This is a genomic window from Oligosphaera ethanolica, assembly GCF_030814695.1.
Classification (GTDB): Bacteria; Verrucomicrobiota; Lentisphaeria; order Oligosphaerales; family Oligosphaeraceae; genus Oligosphaera; species Oligosphaera ethanolica.
Window position 1 is genome coordinate 1509345 of the sequence record NZ_JAUSVL010000001.1, and the last position, 14538, is coordinate 1523882.

Annotated in this window: 11 protein-coding genes and 1 other RNA gene; 4 read left to right on the top strand and 8 right to left on the bottom strand. The window is 57.2% G+C overall.

The annotated features are described in order from the left end of the window. Positions 1–341 precede the first annotated feature (341 nt). From J3R75_RS05185 to J3R75_RS05195, 3 genes are all read right to left on the bottom strand, one after another. Positions 342–1148, bottom strand: a complete 807-nt coding sequence (locus J3R75_RS05185) for a hypothetical protein (RefSeq protein ID WP_307260305.1) — start codon at positions 1146–1148, stop codon at positions 342–344. A 341-nt stretch (positions 1149–1489) separates the two neighbouring features. Beyond that, a complete protein-coding gene (locus J3R75_RS05190) occupies positions 1490–2041 on the bottom strand; it encodes a DUF6788 family protein (RefSeq protein WP_307260306.1) in 552 nt (183 codons plus the stop codon). A 170-nt stretch (positions 2042–2211) separates the two neighbouring features. Next, a complete protein-coding gene (locus J3R75_RS05195; protein WP_307260307.1) occupies positions 2212–3294 on the bottom strand; it encodes a virulence RhuM family protein in 1083 nt (360 codons plus the stop codon). Between the two features lie 1025 nt (positions 3295–4319). Here J3R75_RS05195 and J3R75_RS05200 point away from each other — a divergent pair. After that, a complete protein-coding gene (locus tag J3R75_RS05200) occupies positions 4320–4856 on the top strand; it encodes a hypothetical protein (RefSeq protein WP_307260308.1) in 537 nt (178 codons plus the stop codon). A 416-nt stretch (positions 4857–5272) separates the two neighbouring features. Further along, a complete protein-coding gene (locus tag J3R75_RS05205; RefSeq protein ID WP_307260309.1) occupies positions 5273–5635 on the top strand; it encodes a hypothetical protein in 363 nt (120 codons plus the stop codon). Positions 5636–5941: 306 nt separating this feature from the next. Here the strand turns inward: J3R75_RS05205 and ssrA are convergent. Together ssrA and J3R75_RS05215 are read right to left on the bottom strand one after the other, a co-directional pair. After that, positions 5942–6295, bottom strand: a transfer-messenger RNA (tmRNA) gene (gene ssrA / locus J3R75_RS05210). 315 nt (positions 6296–6610) lie between these two features. Continuing rightward, positions 6611–7789 (bottom strand): M20 family metallopeptidase, encoded by a 1179-nt coding sequence (locus J3R75_RS05215; RefSeq protein WP_307260311.1) that lies wholly within the window; start codon positions 7787–7789, stop codon positions 6611–6613. Between the two features lie 612 nt (positions 7790–8401). Here J3R75_RS05215 and J3R75_RS05220 point away from each other — a divergent pair. After that, on the top strand, positions 8402–8887 hold the full coding sequence (locus tag J3R75_RS05220) for a ferritin (RefSeq protein WP_307260312.1): 486 nt from the start codon (positions 8402–8404) through the stop codon (positions 8885–8887). Between the two features lie 174 nt (positions 8888–9061). Here J3R75_RS05220 and htpX read toward each other — a convergent pair whose 3' ends face one another. Both htpX and J3R75_RS05230 read right to left on the bottom strand, forming a co-directional pair. Next, on the bottom strand, positions 9062–10000 hold the full coding sequence (gene htpX, locus J3R75_RS05225; RefSeq protein ID WP_307260313.1) for a zinc metalloprotease HtpX: 939 nt from the start codon (positions 9998–10000) through the stop codon (positions 9062–9064). A gap of 2 nt (positions 10001–10002) precedes the next feature. Continuing rightward, positions 10003–10557, bottom strand: a complete 555-nt coding sequence (locus tag J3R75_RS05230) for a LemA family protein (protein WP_307260314.1) — start codon at positions 10555–10557, stop codon at positions 10003–10005. Between the two features lie 133 nt (positions 10558–10690). Between J3R75_RS05230 and J3R75_RS05235 the strand changes: the two genes are divergently transcribed. Continuing rightward, complete coding sequence (locus tag J3R75_RS05235; RefSeq protein WP_307260315.1) at positions 10691–10873, top strand: hypothetical protein; 183 nt, start codon at positions 10691–10693, stop codon at positions 10871–10873. Here J3R75_RS05235 and J3R75_RS05240 read toward each other — a convergent pair. After that, the gene (locus J3R75_RS05240; protein WP_307260317.1) at positions 10870–13812 is read right to left on the bottom strand and encodes a C10 family peptidase; all 2943 of its coding nucleotides are present in this window, start codon (positions 13810–13812) and stop codon (positions 10870–10872) included. The genes J3R75_RS05235 and J3R75_RS05240 overlap by 4 nt on opposite strands. Positions 13813–14538: the final 726 nt, after the last annotated feature.

Sequence of the window (14538 nt, forward strand, 5' to 3'; positions counted from 1 at the left end):
CATTTTAGGTGTCCTAAATGCCCGCCCATTATCAAAAATTGTTAATGTGCGACATCTTGTGATGAACACTTGTATTTGCGCCAATGTGACCGAAACTCTTCTTTTGCGAAAGGCTTTTTGACAATAGACTCCTTATCAGGTGGTTATGCATGAATTTGCCCCGTAGGGGCACGACCATGCTTAACCCCAGGCTTCAGCCTATAAGCGTTAAGTTGTTTCTAGCAATCTCAACTTCGCCACCCAAAACTCAGAATTAATGGAGGGAAAAAAGTCATCGGTCAGTCATTGATATCTGTTGTCCCTGCGGCCTTTTGGGTGCAATTCCCAAAAGTGGGTAGCGCCTATGCAGCCAGGCCATTGAGTAAATCGGCGTAGAACATGCTCCAGTTGTTGGTTTTAAGCTGACACCTCAGGTGGAGCGCCGCCTCCGCGTTCTCCTGCTTCCAGAACATGCCCGCACCTTTGATTCTCAGGTTCACGATTCTGCGCACGGCGCTTTCAATCGCTCCAGAGCCAATCGGCTGTTTCTCTCTGCTGAGCCTGGCATAGTCGATTGCCGACATGTTGGTCTTGAAATACGCATATTCTCGCCTGATGACCGCGTTGCCACGCCGTCTTGATTTGGCCAGTTCAGCCAGGAACACTGCGGGAGGAGCCTTCTTGAGCAGTTTTTTCATGTTGTCGAGCCACGCGCGCTTCTCGATCAGGCTTGCAAACGTCTTAGCCTCCGCGACGCGTGCAAGATGCTCGACCGCGTGGTAGTAGTCAAGGCAGGTTGACACGCGCGCTCTGTCGATGCCGACTTCTTCGATAATCTGGTCAATCCTGTTCCATATCCATTTTGCGCCGTCGCCCAGGAACGTGATTGATTTCGCGTTCTGCGCGCCCATCGCCCTGAGCTCCGCTACCAACAGCCGAGTGATGTCCTCCGGGCCGCCGATGGTGCCGTCGCAGCGTTCAAGTCCCTTGCGCATTTTCCGGCCCTCGGCGTCCAGTTCGTAGATGATGAACAGCTTCGGTTCACGCCAGTCGGCGACATAGGTATGATAGCCCTTGGCGGTCTTGCGCCCGCGCTTGTTCGTGCGTATGAGGACGCGCCCCCCGTCCATGGCGACCGCGAGTCTTTTTCCATCGGCCTCGTTGCTCACACGAAGACAAGCGAGCCGTCGTTCCCTCGCTTTCAGGGAAGCATGACCGACAGCCCGGCTGATCGTGCCGACGCGCTTGGCCGAAATGTCCCGGCCCCGTAAGCGCAACGCATTGGACGCCTCTTCGTAGGAGTCTCGCAGCCCTTCCAGCGTGACATCCTCGCACAAAGCAGGCGAAGCGCCGGCAAGGACGCCTAACAAAAGCAAAGCGGGAAACCTGCCTGTGCCCGCCACGCCGCGTCTACCCGTGCCGCGCTTGCGCCCGCGACGCTTCTCTTTTACGGGCAGATAGTAGGCCCCGGTAATCGAGGTATACTTCCCATGCTTGAGCTGAATGCTGGTCAGCCTTTGCCCGTGGTACCGGAGTTTTTTTTAGCGGGCCTTTCTATTCGGACGTCTCCCACCGTCTTTTGCAGCACCTCCGCCACGATGTCGTCCATCGCCTGTCCCAACAGGCGATCCGGTGTGTTTTCCGCTTCCTTGAAGGTCTTCGCCGACGGGCTCCGGTTGAATGTTTTCAGCGCCTGGACGATCTCGGCTTTGCGTTCGAGAAGCTTTTTTCCACCAGGGCGTTCAGTTCTTCGTCCGTCATTCCCATTTTTCTTGATCTCCTTGATGTTGAGTTCAGACAGTTCCTCGATGATTGACCATGCGCGCTCATACATGGCCACGGCACGCTCAAACGCTTTTTCCTCGGACGGCTTCACATACTGGATCTTGTTTTTCGAACCAGCTGAAGACCGCGACAGGTAGCAGAACGGATGCTGCTTGCCTTTCGCGCATTCGCATTGTGCGCGCCCGCACTTGCGCGTCGTATGGACAATCGATCCGCGCACCAGACCACACAGCTTCACCAGTTCCTTTGCCAAATCGCGTTGCTTTTCCATCGCCATCGTCGCAACTCCTTGAATATATGCGATTTAGCATACCATACAACGACAACAAAAAAAAGCAAGTCGAGTACTTGCAAAAAAAATGGGGGGGGGGTAATGTTTTCCCCATCGCGCAATGACCCACTTTTGGGAATTGCACCCGGCCTTTTTGACCGTCCTACCGCATACCGTCATCCCGGTGGCATTTGAGCGCTGAAAGCGCGATCTATGATAGCCCAGGGCAAGCGACGCCGAAGGCGGAGCGTCGCCCTGGGTAGAGCGCCAGTATTGATCATGTTCCTCGGCCCCTTTGGTCCCAGTCGGCGAAGCTGACTGGGGCAAAAGGGGCAATGGAACGATGTCTTTTTCCTTTCCAGTACCTTTGCGCAGCACAGTGTTTTTTTAGGTCGCCCCGCGCCCTTCAAGGTCTTGCCGCCCATGGCCACGATCAGTTGCTCTAAGTGTGCCAGCCAATCTTTCATATAGGTCGGTTCATGGTTCATGGCACGAAATTCGGCGGCATCGAAATAGGCAGAAACAAGGGCATTGAGCCGCTTGAGTTCGTCCGCATCAAGGTAGTTCTTGGCCACAGCCACGTCGGCCTTGGTGGGCTGGCTGCCACTGAATGACAGCAGGCCCATGAACGGCTTGTCTGCATCCGCCCGTGCGGCGACGACTTCTGCCGCAGTTTGGCCGTGGGCAGCGTAGTGCAGCTTGTTTTGCACGGTTTTAAAGAAGGTGACGCTTGCTTCCGCTTTGGGGTCGTAGTCCACGCTGGTGGCATACAGATCCAGCACCTGCCGGTAGAGCACCCTTTCACTGGAGCGAATGTCGCGGATGCGCTCCAGCAGTTCTTTCCAATAGCCACCGCCGCCCAGGTTCTTGAGGCGGGCGTCGTCCATGGTGAAGCCCTTGATCAGGTATTCCCGCAGCCGTTCCGTGGCCCAGATGCGAAAACTGGTAGCGATGCGCGAGCGCACCCGGTAGCCCAGCGAAATGATGAGGTCGAGGTTGTAAAAAGGTAGGGTACGCGCAACCTCACGGGTACCTTCGGTGCGAACCTGTCGGAATTCCCGACAGGTTGCTTCTTGGCTCAACTCGCCTTCCGCGTAGATATTGGCAATGTGCTCTACCACGTTGGTGCGCGAGGTCTGAAACAGGTCAGCAAGCTGCTGCTGACTCAACCAAACCGTATCGCCATCAAGACGCACATCAATGGCCGGCGCATGATCGCGCTGATAGAGAATGATTTCGCCGCCGGGTTGTTCACTCATGAAGCTTCCCCCCGCCACAACGCCCCCCTAACCGCAAGCGGGGTCGTGCACTTTGTTGATTTTTTTATCGTTATTGCGCGAGACAGCCCAGTGCGTTCCTGTTCCTTGGTCATGATCGTTCAGAGTCCTTGGTGAATAAATGGTCGAAAGCTACCTAGAGGTCATCCGAAAACTATATTTGCCTGCCGGAAGCGTGTTTGCGGCCTTTCTTTAGCCACAATATGGCCATGTCTTCTGCGAAACAACGGTGAAAAGCCCGGTCCGAACCCTCAGCTGCTGACGCTCAGCGCATTGCGGCAAACGCGAAGCGATAGCCGCAATGCGCTGAGCCGAAAAGGGATAGGTGGGGGAGCGCGAGGGGGAGGAAAGGGCCAATGGCCCTTTCCTCCCCCTCGCAAAACCAAACTATGCTTTTCGGACGGGCTCTACCTATCCTCCACTATAATTCACCAGATCACCTTGTGCCTTTTCGCCAGATTGAATTACCACGCTCAAGACGTGTGGAGGTCACGGGTTCGAATCCTGGAGGAAGCGGCTCCTCAGAGCGCACCCTCTGCGGTCTAACCTCACCGAAACTAGCCTGGTCGCAAGGCAATTCTCCGTTTTCTCGCCCAAAACAGAGATTTCTCCCACCCTTCCACCGTAAAGTATGGCTTCGGAACCTCAGGACCTGGGTTTTTATCGCTATCCGAGCAATAAATCATACAGCGAACTCGGGCGGCGTCTCCTTCGCGGCAGGCTTGGCAAGGACCTGGGTACTCCCGCAACCGTCTGCCCTCCCCGCTGGCGCCGCCAGAGCGATCCAAGAGCGTCAACATCGGCAGGTGGCCAGCTTCGTGGCGGCAAGAGACGTGAGGTCGGTGGTGGCGGGTATGCCGTGGCATTCCTTCATGGTAACTCACAGGATTTATGTTATAGTCCAAGATTCGAGTTATAGTCCAGTGTATTGATTACTCAATCACAAATCCATGAGAAAAATCCAATACCTAGGGCATCGTAAAACGAATATTACTTAAGGAGAAAGTATGGAAAAATCACAAATTGCTGACATTTTAGTTAATTCCAATTCAACTGGAGAAATTCCAATATTTCTTGATATTGACAATGAAATAATCAGTTTGGATTTTCAAAAAATAAGTGGCGTGTTATTTTATGGCAAAAAAGCAACTAATAATATGATGAAAGTTGCAAGGAAAATAAATAACAAGCAGTATGTAATAACACCAATCAAATCTGTGAATGATTTACAAAATTTATACAATTCTTTTTTGCAAGTCTATAAGCAAGAAACTTATTTCATTCCGTCCAATATTATACTAATAGATAATATAGAAACTTTATATAATTATTCCCAGGAAATTAAAGATAAACTCATTGAAATTTTACGCAAAGGACATGGTGTCAATTTGTATTTTTTATGTGGTTCAAATGACAGTAAATTGTCACAAGATATTTCAGTAAATTTCTCCGTCAAAGTCGAAGATTTTTATTCAACGACACAACTAAATTACAATGCAATTTTTGATTACATTGGAAAAAGACAAAAAATAAACATCAAATAATCATTTTGACCTTGAAATGAATTTATCTGAACACAAGTAAGTTCACTAATAAATTCATGGGGGTATAAACTTTACGTAACCGATTTCACATATAGGATATGAGTCCATGCACATACCCTAAAAACACGAAGCATCCAACCTCTATATAATAGATTATAACACAAGTCCTGACCACTATACTCAGGGTGGACATCGGTCAAGGCCTGCTACGCGTCTAGCCCTTCCCAATTCTTGGTGGCACTATAAAGCCCCCTCTTTTTACATTTCGCAAAGGGGGAGTACAGTAGCCTTGGAGACGGCATTGTTCCAAGCCATTTTGAGTTGGCCCGGCGGCAACACGAGTAGCGCAACGCCTTTCGGGACACTTTTAGCAAAGCCAGGCAAGCCATTCACCTTGTCCTGGCAAGGAGGGGCACGTGAATATCTTTCTGTGTATTGTGCACTGGCTTATCGCTCTTGTCATAGCCGGTCAATTCACCCGGTTTTGGTATGTAACAACGCAACGCCGAGTCGGCCTGGAGGAAATCGCCTGGGATGCCGGGACAGTCTTCGGCTGGGCCGTTGGGATCAATATCCTCCGTTTTTTCCTGGCGCTTGGCTTCTCGTCGCAGACCAGCGGCTTCTGGGACTGGTTGTTGTACAAGGAAATCAGTCCCTGGACGGCAGCCGCCGTGGTTGGCTTTATAGCCGTCGCTAGCGGGTCAGCCACCGATGATCGCCACCAAAAGGGCATACCCGGACGAAACTGGTATGAAAAAATTGACGATCTGTTTAGGTAAAGGCTTCGCACCCTCACGTGAGAGGGCCGCGCCAGTGACAGCGCATTTCCACTCATAGCCTTGCCCAAACGTTGGGGGCCGCTATAAAGATGCCTGGGACTGCCAAGTAGCCAACCGCAAAAAAATCTGCGGCAATCTGCGGATAGAAAAAAGACCAATGCCGCCGGGACGGCGGCGCTCCCAGGCGCAATGCCGCCGAGGACGGCGGCGCTCCCAGGAGCCGCCTGGCGGCACTGGAAGTCCAGTGGGTCCACGATACAAAAAAGCCTGCGCGGCTGGTGTACCGGGCAGGCTGATTTTGTTGGATGGTGGAGGCGCCGGGAGTCGAACCCGGGTCCTGAGAAGATTTCCCGAAGGCGTCTACATGCTTAGGACGCGATTTAATCTTAGTTCTCCGTTTTGGTGGCGTCCACACACGGCGGAGAAAGCGGCCATCTGTTGAGTCTTGTTCTCAGGCCCGCTGGCGCGGCTTGTGAACCAGCCCGATGTTTGCGTCTCTATCCCTTATCAGGCATCCGGGTAGAGACGTCGCTGTACTTAAGCAGCGAGTGCGAGTTCGTTTTTCGCAGTTACTTTTTCGACCGATGATTAAGGAGGCCAACGATCATCCTCCGCATGCGACCTGCGTTCTACCTTAGCAGTCGAGACCATTTCGCCCCCACGTGTATCGTGGGTGTGCCGGCGCGGTACTAGCCACCGACGCAGTGCTTACTATAGCACGACTTGCGCGAAAAGCATTGGTAGCGAGGCAATTTGGTGGTGGTTGCCGTAATCGACCAGCCATTGACACTGCGCTGCACAGGGGTTCCTACCCACCCCGGCTTTACAACCGTAATCAGCACGTGGTGACTCCTGCTAGCCTCTTGCGACGGCGCGGGCTGAAAGCCCGCACCACGGCCGGAAAACGGGCGCGCTTGGCTCAGCATACTGCGGGAACGGCTGGTATCGATGGCTGACCGATTACTGGTTGCCCAGCTATTTATGGCGGCGCTGGTGGAAGTCGGCGTTAACGGCGGTGCGGAATGACTGGTCTTGGGAATAGTGGATGAGGATGCGAGCCATGGCGGCGCCGGCCTTGATGGCGTTGGCGAAGCCGGCGGAACCAGCGGCGGCCTCGCGGAAGGCGATGGAATGGCCGGGGCAGGGTTCGCCGTCGCTGATGGCGAAGCGCACATGGGCGCCGGGCATGATCTGGGTGACATTGCCCATGTCGGTGGAGCCGCAGCGTTCGTCGCCGTTGCAGAGGGGAATGTCCTCGCCCATATCCCGCCAGGCGGCCTGGTACTCGAGATTGATGGGGCGGTTGACGAGGATGGGGGCGGTGCCTTCGTCCCACTCGATATCGTAGCGGCAGCCGGCTTTTTCGGCGCCGCGGCGAACGGACTCGTCCAGGGCCTTTTTGAGCTTGTCGATGGCCGGCGTCGTGGCAGCGCGGACGTAGAAGAACGCCTGGGTGAGATCGGGTATGATATTGGGCGCGTCGCCGCCATTGGTGATAATGCCATGGACGCGTTCGCGGGTGCCGATGGCCTTTTTCCATTCGAGCATATCGGCGTAGAAGAAGACCATGGCGTCGAGGGCGTTGATGCCGCGCTCCGGCGCGGAGCCGGCGTGCGAGGCCTTGCCGTGGAAGCTGATGCGGGCGCGGGCGACGCCGAGGCCGCCGCTGTCGGTTTCGGTGCGTTCCGATGGATGGGCCATGACGGCCATGGCCACGTCGGCAAAGGCGCCGCCTTTGATCATTTTGACCTTGCCGCCCTTGCCCTCCTCGGCGGGGGTGCCCATAAAGCAGAGATTGAGATCAAGGTGATGTTTTTCGGCGTACTTGGCGGCTATCCACGCCGCGCTGAGGCCAGCGGCGGCAATGAGATTGTGACCGCAGCCATGACCGAGGCCCGGCAGGGCGTCGTACTCGCCACAGACGCAGACGCGGGGCGCATTGTCGGCGTCGTTGAGCTTCATGTCAGCACGAAAAGCCGTGGCAATGCCGGCAGCCTGGCGGGTGACCGCAAAGCCGTGGCGTTCGAGGAAGGCGGCAATTTTGTCCGCGGCCTGAAATTCCTCAAAGCCGAGTTCAGGATGGGCGTGAATGAAGTCGGCAATGACGCGGATTTCGTCAGAAATCGCTTCGGCGAACTGGAGGTACTCTTGCATAGGCGGGACTCCTGCGGGGCTGGAATTGGACACTGGGGACGGATTGGACTTCATGGACTGGTTGGTGCGGTTGGCGCGGCGCTGGGGCGAGGACTCACGACTCATAAGGCATGGTCTCATGGCTTGGACCGTGGGGACTTTCGGGACCATAGGGAATGACGCTCGCCCCCGGGGACTGATTGGGGACGGACTGGACGCCGGGGACTGATTGGGGACGGACTGGACGCCGGGGGCTGATTGGGGACTGATTGGACGCCATGGACCAATTTCGCCTGGTCGCGGTTATTTGCAACGGCCTCCTCGCCACGCGGGCGGACACACAGGTCCGCCCCGACAAAATTCGACTGCTCTCGACTGCATAGTTGAACGGGAGGAGCCAGCACCCGGCCAGCGGGGAAGCATGCGATTGCGCTTTGCGCCTGTGCGGTGGCCGGCGCTGGCGGGGGCTGGTCATTTTCCGCGTGGGAACTTAACCGTAATTGTCGGCCTCTAATAGATTCTGACTAGCGCGCGGATTCGCAGAGCGCTGCGACTGTTGGCGGGATTCTCCCGTCGACGGGGCAAGGAGGTCCGCGCACTCACGCAGCAGCATAACCAGGAAAGGCAATACCCATGATCAGCAAAAAAATGGCCGACGCCCTGAACCAGCAGATGAACGAGGAGTTCTACAACGCGCGGCTCTACCTCTCCATGGCGACGTATTTTTACAGCATCAATCTTGAAGGCGCGGCGCATTGGATGGAAAAACAGGCCGAAGAGGAAACTGGGCACGCCATGCGGCTGTACAAGCATCTCAACGAGCGCGGCGCCCGCATTACCGTCGGCGCGGTGACGGCACCGCCGGCGCAGTGGGCGAGCCCCCTGGCCGCCTATGAGGACGCCTACAAGCACGAATGCTCGGTGACCAAGGCCTTTGACGCCCTCGTTGACCAGGCGCAGAAAGCCAAGGACAACGCCACGCAGATTTTCCTGCAGTGGTTTGTGACGGAGCAGGTCGAAGAGGAAGCGTCAGTGGACGCCATCGTGCAGAAGCTCAAGATGGCCGGCAACTCCACTGGGGCGCTGATGATGATTGATCGCATGCTCGCCGCGCGCTAAAAGACGGGCACCGAGCGTCAGACGCACCAGCCGTCTGCATGATACGACATAACACACAAGACCGGGCGGGATACGAAAGTGTCCCGCCCGGTCTTCTTTTGGGTGCCAGTCAGTTTGGGCCGAGGTATTGCCAAGGGAGGAATGGCCCGTGCTTGCGATGCGCCGCCGCGTGTATCAGCCCGGGATGCCGCCGCCGTTGAGGCCCTGGAGGCGGGCGATGCGTTCCTGGGTCGGCGGGTGGGTGCTGAAGAGACTGCTGCCGCCACCGCGCAGGCCGAGCTTGGGGTTGACGATATAGAGCGGTGCCGTGACTTTGCTAGTCTCCATCGGCGTGCTGTCGCCGGAAATCTTGGCCAGGGCGGACATCAGCCCGCCGGGATTGCGGGTGAATTCCACCGCGGAGGCGTCAGCGAGGTATTCGCGCTGGCGGCTGAGAGCGAGGCGGATGAGCGTGGTGAGTAGCGGCGCGAGGATGGCCAAGAGGATGCCGATGAGCATGAATACGACCTGGGCATTGCCGCCGCCCTCGCGGTTGCTGCGACGGCGACTGCGGCCGCCGCCGCTGAACCACATCATGCGCAGAAACACCTCACTAAGCATGACGATGGCGCCGGCGAGCATGGCCATGAGCATGGTGTAGCGGATGTCGAAATTGCGGATGTGGCCGATTTCATGCGCCATGACGCCCTGCACTTCATCGCGATTGAGCTTGTTGAGCAGGCCGGTAGTAATGGCGACAGCAGCGTGTTGCGGATCAGAGCCCGTCGCGAAAGCGTTGGGCGCGTCGGTTTCAATGACGAAAACCCGTGGCATGGGCAGACCCGCGGCGATGGACAGTTCTTCGACCACATTGAACAGCTGCGGGTAGTCCTTTTTTTCAATTTCCTTGGCGCCACTGAAAGCCATAAGCGCGCCGGCGCCGGCATTCCAGGCAATCAGCAGCCAGATGGCACCCACGATCAGCGCCAGCGCCACGCCGAATTCGAGCGCATCAAAAGCGCCACCGAAGACGACGCCGAGCAAGAGCAGCAACGCCACCATCAGCGTCATCAAAATGACGCTGTTGCGCTTGTTGCGCGCGATCATGTCATGGAAAGTCAGCGGCGCGCTCATCGTCAGAATTTCACCTTGGGTGCTTCGCGTTCAGCGGCTTCGGTGATCTGCCAGAGTGCGGCGTCCTGGAACTTGAACATGCCAGCGACGACATTGGCGGGAAACACCGCGATGGCGGTATTGTAGTTGGTGGCGCTGTCGTTGTAGTGCTGGCGGGAGAAGGCGATTTTGTTCTCCGTGGACGTCAGTTCTTCCTGCAACTGGAGGAAGTTCTCGTTGGCTTTGAGCTGGGGGTAGGCCTCGACCTGCACCATCAGACCGCGCAAAGCGCCGCCAAGCTCGGTCTCGGCGGCAATTTTGGCGCCGGTGTCACCGCTGGGCACGCCCATGGCCCGCGTCCGCGCCAGGGTGACTTTTTCGAGCAAGCCGGCTTCGTGGGCGGCATAGCCCTTGACGGACTCGACCAGGTTGGGGATAAGATCGTAACGGCGTTTGAGCTGCACGTCAATCTGCGACCAGGCGTTGTCGACCAACTTTTTCTTGCGAACCAGGCCGTTGTACATGGCGACGAGCATGATGACCGCAATGACCAGAATGATGAAGATAATTCCGCCCATGATAAATCCTCCTTGTGAACTGGGGTGGTAGAAACGCTGGCGAGGGGATCCGATGCACGATATACACTAATGGCGCAACGACCGTTTCCAATACGACGCAGCAACGAAAGGCTGTCGTTTTAGTAATCGGTCAGTGTACACCCCGGCGCTTCGCTGGGACAATTTGCAGGAAACCCACAGCCCGCCGCCGCCCAGCCATTCGACCTTGATTTCCGCCGACCTTTGCGGCAGCGTGTTTCATAGGAGTAACCACCCCGGTGTTTTCCCCACCGGGGTGGTTACTGACCGATTACGTCGTTTTGCATGCCGCGGCTAGCGGGCCGTGCCCAAGCAGTAGAGCCAGTAGCCCGCGCCGATGGCAAGCTCCTCGGTCACCCTGATATAGCGGCCGTTGCGCCACTGCCAGGCAGCAACGATGTCCGGCGGCAGCACGGGGTAATTTGCGCCTACAGCCACGAAATGCCAGCCGCGGGTGCTGGGCAATGGCGGCGCTGCAACGATATCGCCACTGAGAGTGATGGTGCCGGGCTCGTGTCGGAAGAGCCAGTAGGCGTGGCCAGGGACGAAGCCGGCCGGCCGGGCGAAGACTTTCTTAGCGTGATCGTAACGCGTGAGGTCTTCGGCGGCAAGCGCGGCGCCGCAGTTTTCATCGGGGACGAAGTCGAGGCCGATGACCTGCCAGCCGGCGACCAGGGCGACATCGCGGCGATAGGAGTAGCGGGCATGGATGGTCATATCGCCGACGACCGCGCTGAAGTCGGCGTCCCAGCCGGCGAAGGCCCAGGGGCTGTCGGTCACGACATTTGGGGCAGTGGCGGCCGTGTCACGCTGGACCTGCTGAGAGAGCAGCGGCTCGTCATCGGTCCGGCCTTTGTCCCCGAGCACGAAATTCACCGTGTAGAAGACGGGTATCATCTCGACAGGGCGGTCGCCGAAAGTCGCCAGGCCGTCCCAGCCGGGCGCTGTCTGGTAGTAGCGGATGGTGGCCCCAGCTGGGAATGGCGCGTAACCCAACGCCGGCGGCTGGCCTACGAAGACGTACTCCGTGATTGTGCTGTCGGCAAAAGCGCCGTCGCCGATGCGGTTCAAGCCAACAGGCAAAGTCAGCGTGGTCAGTGAGGCGCAACCGCGGAATGCCACCGCACTTATTTCCACAAGACTCTCAGGCAAGGTGAGTTGTTGGAGATCCGAGCAGCTGTCAAATGCGTATGGCTGGATGATGCTCACGCCGGCGAGGACGTCGTAGTCACCGGCGCGGGCGGCCGGATAGCGGTAGAGCGCGCTGAAGTCATAGCTGTACAAGACGCCGGCCGCGTCCGTTGCAAAGGCGCCATTCGCTGGTGCAACGACGATGGTCGTCAACGCTGGGCAGTTTCGCAGAGCGCCATTGCCAATGCTGGCCAAATCGCGACCGAGGGTGACGCTCTGCAGATTGATGCAGCCGGCAAAGGCATCCTCACCGACGTACACCACGGAGTCAGGCAGCACGACGCTGGCCAAAGTGACAAAATCCTGAAAGGCCCCGGCCGCAATGGCGACGACGGGCAGGTCTTCAATAACATCGGGCACTACCAACGCGGTCGGTTCACCGTCATAACCCGTGATGGTGACAGCGCCATTCTCGACGCTGTAGTTGAACGGCAGGGGATCTAGTTCAAAGTCCACGCCCCAGCGGCTGCCGATCTTCACCCGGATGTCATTGTCCGCCGTGTCAATAATATTGTAGTCGTTGCTCGTAACAACATTATCGACGATTTCCGATGCCTCGGCGCCACGGAAGACCGCGCGGATGCGATAGCGCTTATGAGCGGGCGCGGGAGCGGGTATTTTCAGCGCGTAAATGCCGCGATCATTAGTGGAGATTTCGGCGACGATGGCCTGCGTGGCGACATTTTGTGCCGTAACGGCGACGCCGGCCAGGGGCTGCCCCGCCAAGTCGGTAACCCGACCGCAAATCAGCTCGCCGCTGAAATCCGGGAAGGCGTTGAAAAGCAGCTCATCGAAGACGCTGAAGGTGAATTGTTCGGTAACGACAGTTGGGAGATTGTACCAGCTGTCTTCGGAGCCATCCCAGCCCATGTTTAGGTGCACATAGAGGCGCCCGTTGTGGAAGCCATAGCCGTCGCCAACCACCGCGTGGCCGCCCTGGTTGCCACTAATTCCTAGGACGGTCGGATAGCCGGCATCGAGATTGCTCAGCAACATATCCTCATAATGAGTCGTGCTGGAAACGTACAAACCATCGTCCCAGCAAAGGAAGTACTTGGCGTTGGCGAAATAAAAAGTGTCGCGCAGGCGCTCACTTAAATCAAACACTGACGCTGACGACGACCAGGCGGTGAAGCTCATGCCCACGCTGACCGCGACGTCATAGAGCAGCTTGCCGATGGCCTGCCGCTGGGCGAGGGTGATAGACGCATCGGGCTTGAGGGGCATGTTCTGCCAAGCGTAGGTGCCGCCTTTCATGGTCAGAGCCATCGGGGCGCCATCGACTTCGCATTGCTTGGTCAGCGCAGCCACCGGTGCTGTCGGGTATTCATGGTAGCGCAGCAGCTGGGCGCCGACCGTGGCGACGCAGCCTGTCACGTAGTTCTTTGGCGTGTAGTAGTTGTAGATGTTTATTCGTTCCCAGCTATCCGAGTAGATAACATCCTGCCCCCAGGCTGACTGCACGATTGGCGCCACGCGCAGATCGTCGGGCAGCTCAATTCCACTGCGGGTCGTCTGATACGGCGCCAGGAGCATCTGCCACTGCGCGACGTAGTCCGGCATGTCGGCGCCCTGGCGGGTCGCCGGATTCGCGCGGCGCTGATCGGCCCATGCCAGGCGCTGCGGGAGGTCCCGGTGCAGAATGGCGCGCAGGGGATGATTGCGGTCCGACGGAAAGGCGCCCTTGGCGGCAAAGGCGACAATCGGCACAACCCCGTCGTCGCCGCCGGTAACGACAAAGCCACCGTCCTGCAGGGCGACCACGTGGCAGAGCGCCCTGCCCTGCTCGTCGCGGAGGCTCTGGACGACGTCGCCACTGCGGGTGAGTGGCGTCGCCAACGGGCGCTGCTGGGTGTAGCGCAGCCAATTGCCAACGGCGGCCAGTGCCTGCTCGGTGCTTATTTCCGCCGCCGAGGCCATGCCGGCAAACAGCATCACTACAGCCATGCAGGCGGTCAGGATAGCACGGCTGGTGGGGGAAAAGCTATTGCCCCGTACGACTAACAAGGATTGCCGATCACAGTGGCGGTGAGATGATAAGGTCATGGCATCGTCCTTTTCGGGTGGTAATATCTACCCCAGCGGCTCTATTGTAATCAACACAACAATCAATACTCTCCCTATCAATCGGTTGCACGCGAGCACCCGTATTCGCGGTAGCTTGCGAATAAATACTATATCAGACTGATCGTGACTAGCATGAAGGCAACACCAAAAAACCGTCGAAAGGAGCCATGAAGAAAGGAAAGCCGTTAACTGGGGTCAAAGAGGCAATGGAAATTCATGTTGCGCCTTGCCATAGGTCTTTTAGGCCGCCCTTACAGGGCTCCGTTTCGGGTGGGGCCCCTACCCAGGGCGACGCGCCCTGCGGGCGCTTGCCCTGGGCTATCTTAGGTCGCGCCTTCGGCGCTAAAAACCTCGGCAAATGATCTTGTGCATGGTTACCAATCAACTCATGGCGGGCGATTGCCAGCACACCAAGTGAAGAGCATTGGTCGGATCAGTCGGATCAACTGTCTTTTATCGCGGACGGATCGGACCGATCGGACCGATCAATCAGTCGGATCAGTCGGATCAACTGTCTTTTATCGCGGACGGATCGGACCGATCGGACCGATCAATCAGTCGGATCAACTGTCTTTTATCGCGGACGGATCGGACAGATCGGACCGATCAATCAGTCGGATCAGTCGGATCAACTGTCTTTTATCGCGGACGGATCGGACCGATCGGACCGATCAATCAGTCGGATCGGTCGGATCAGTCGGATCG

What these genes read in the sequence shown, in the direction of transcription:
- J3R75_RS05230 (WP_307260314.1), bottom strand. Translation starts at nt 10,557, where the DNA reads ATGGGCGGAATTATCTTCATCATTCTGGTCATTGCGGTCATCATGCTC.
- J3R75_RS05220 (WP_307260312.1), top strand. Translation starts at nt 8,402, where the DNA reads ATGATCAGCAAAAAAATGGCCGACGCCCTGAACCAGCAGATGAACGAG.
- J3R75_RS05190 (WP_307260306.1), bottom strand. Translation starts at nt 2,041, where the DNA reads ATGGCGATGGAAAAGCAACGCGATTTGGCAAAGGAACTGGTGAAGCTG.
- J3R75_RS05195 (WP_307260307.1), bottom strand. Translation starts at nt 3,294, where the DNA reads ATGAGTGAACAACCCGGCGGCGAAATCATTCTCTATCAGCGCGATCAT.
- J3R75_RS05215 (WP_307260311.1), bottom strand. Translation starts at nt 7,789, where the DNA reads ATGCAAGAGTACCTCCAGTTCGCCGAAGCGATTTCTGACGAAATCCGC.
- J3R75_RS05240 (WP_307260317.1), bottom strand. Translation starts at nt 13,812, where the DNA reads ATGACCTTATCATCTCACCGCCACTGTGATCGGCAATCCTTGTTAGTC.
- htpX (WP_307260313.1), bottom strand. Translation starts at nt 10,000, where the DNA reads ATGAGCGCGCCGCTGACTTTCCATGACATGATCGCGCGCAACAAGCGC.
- J3R75_RS05200 (WP_307260308.1), top strand. Translation starts at nt 4,320, where the DNA reads ATGGAAAAATCACAAATTGCTGACATTTTAGTTAATTCCAATTCAACT.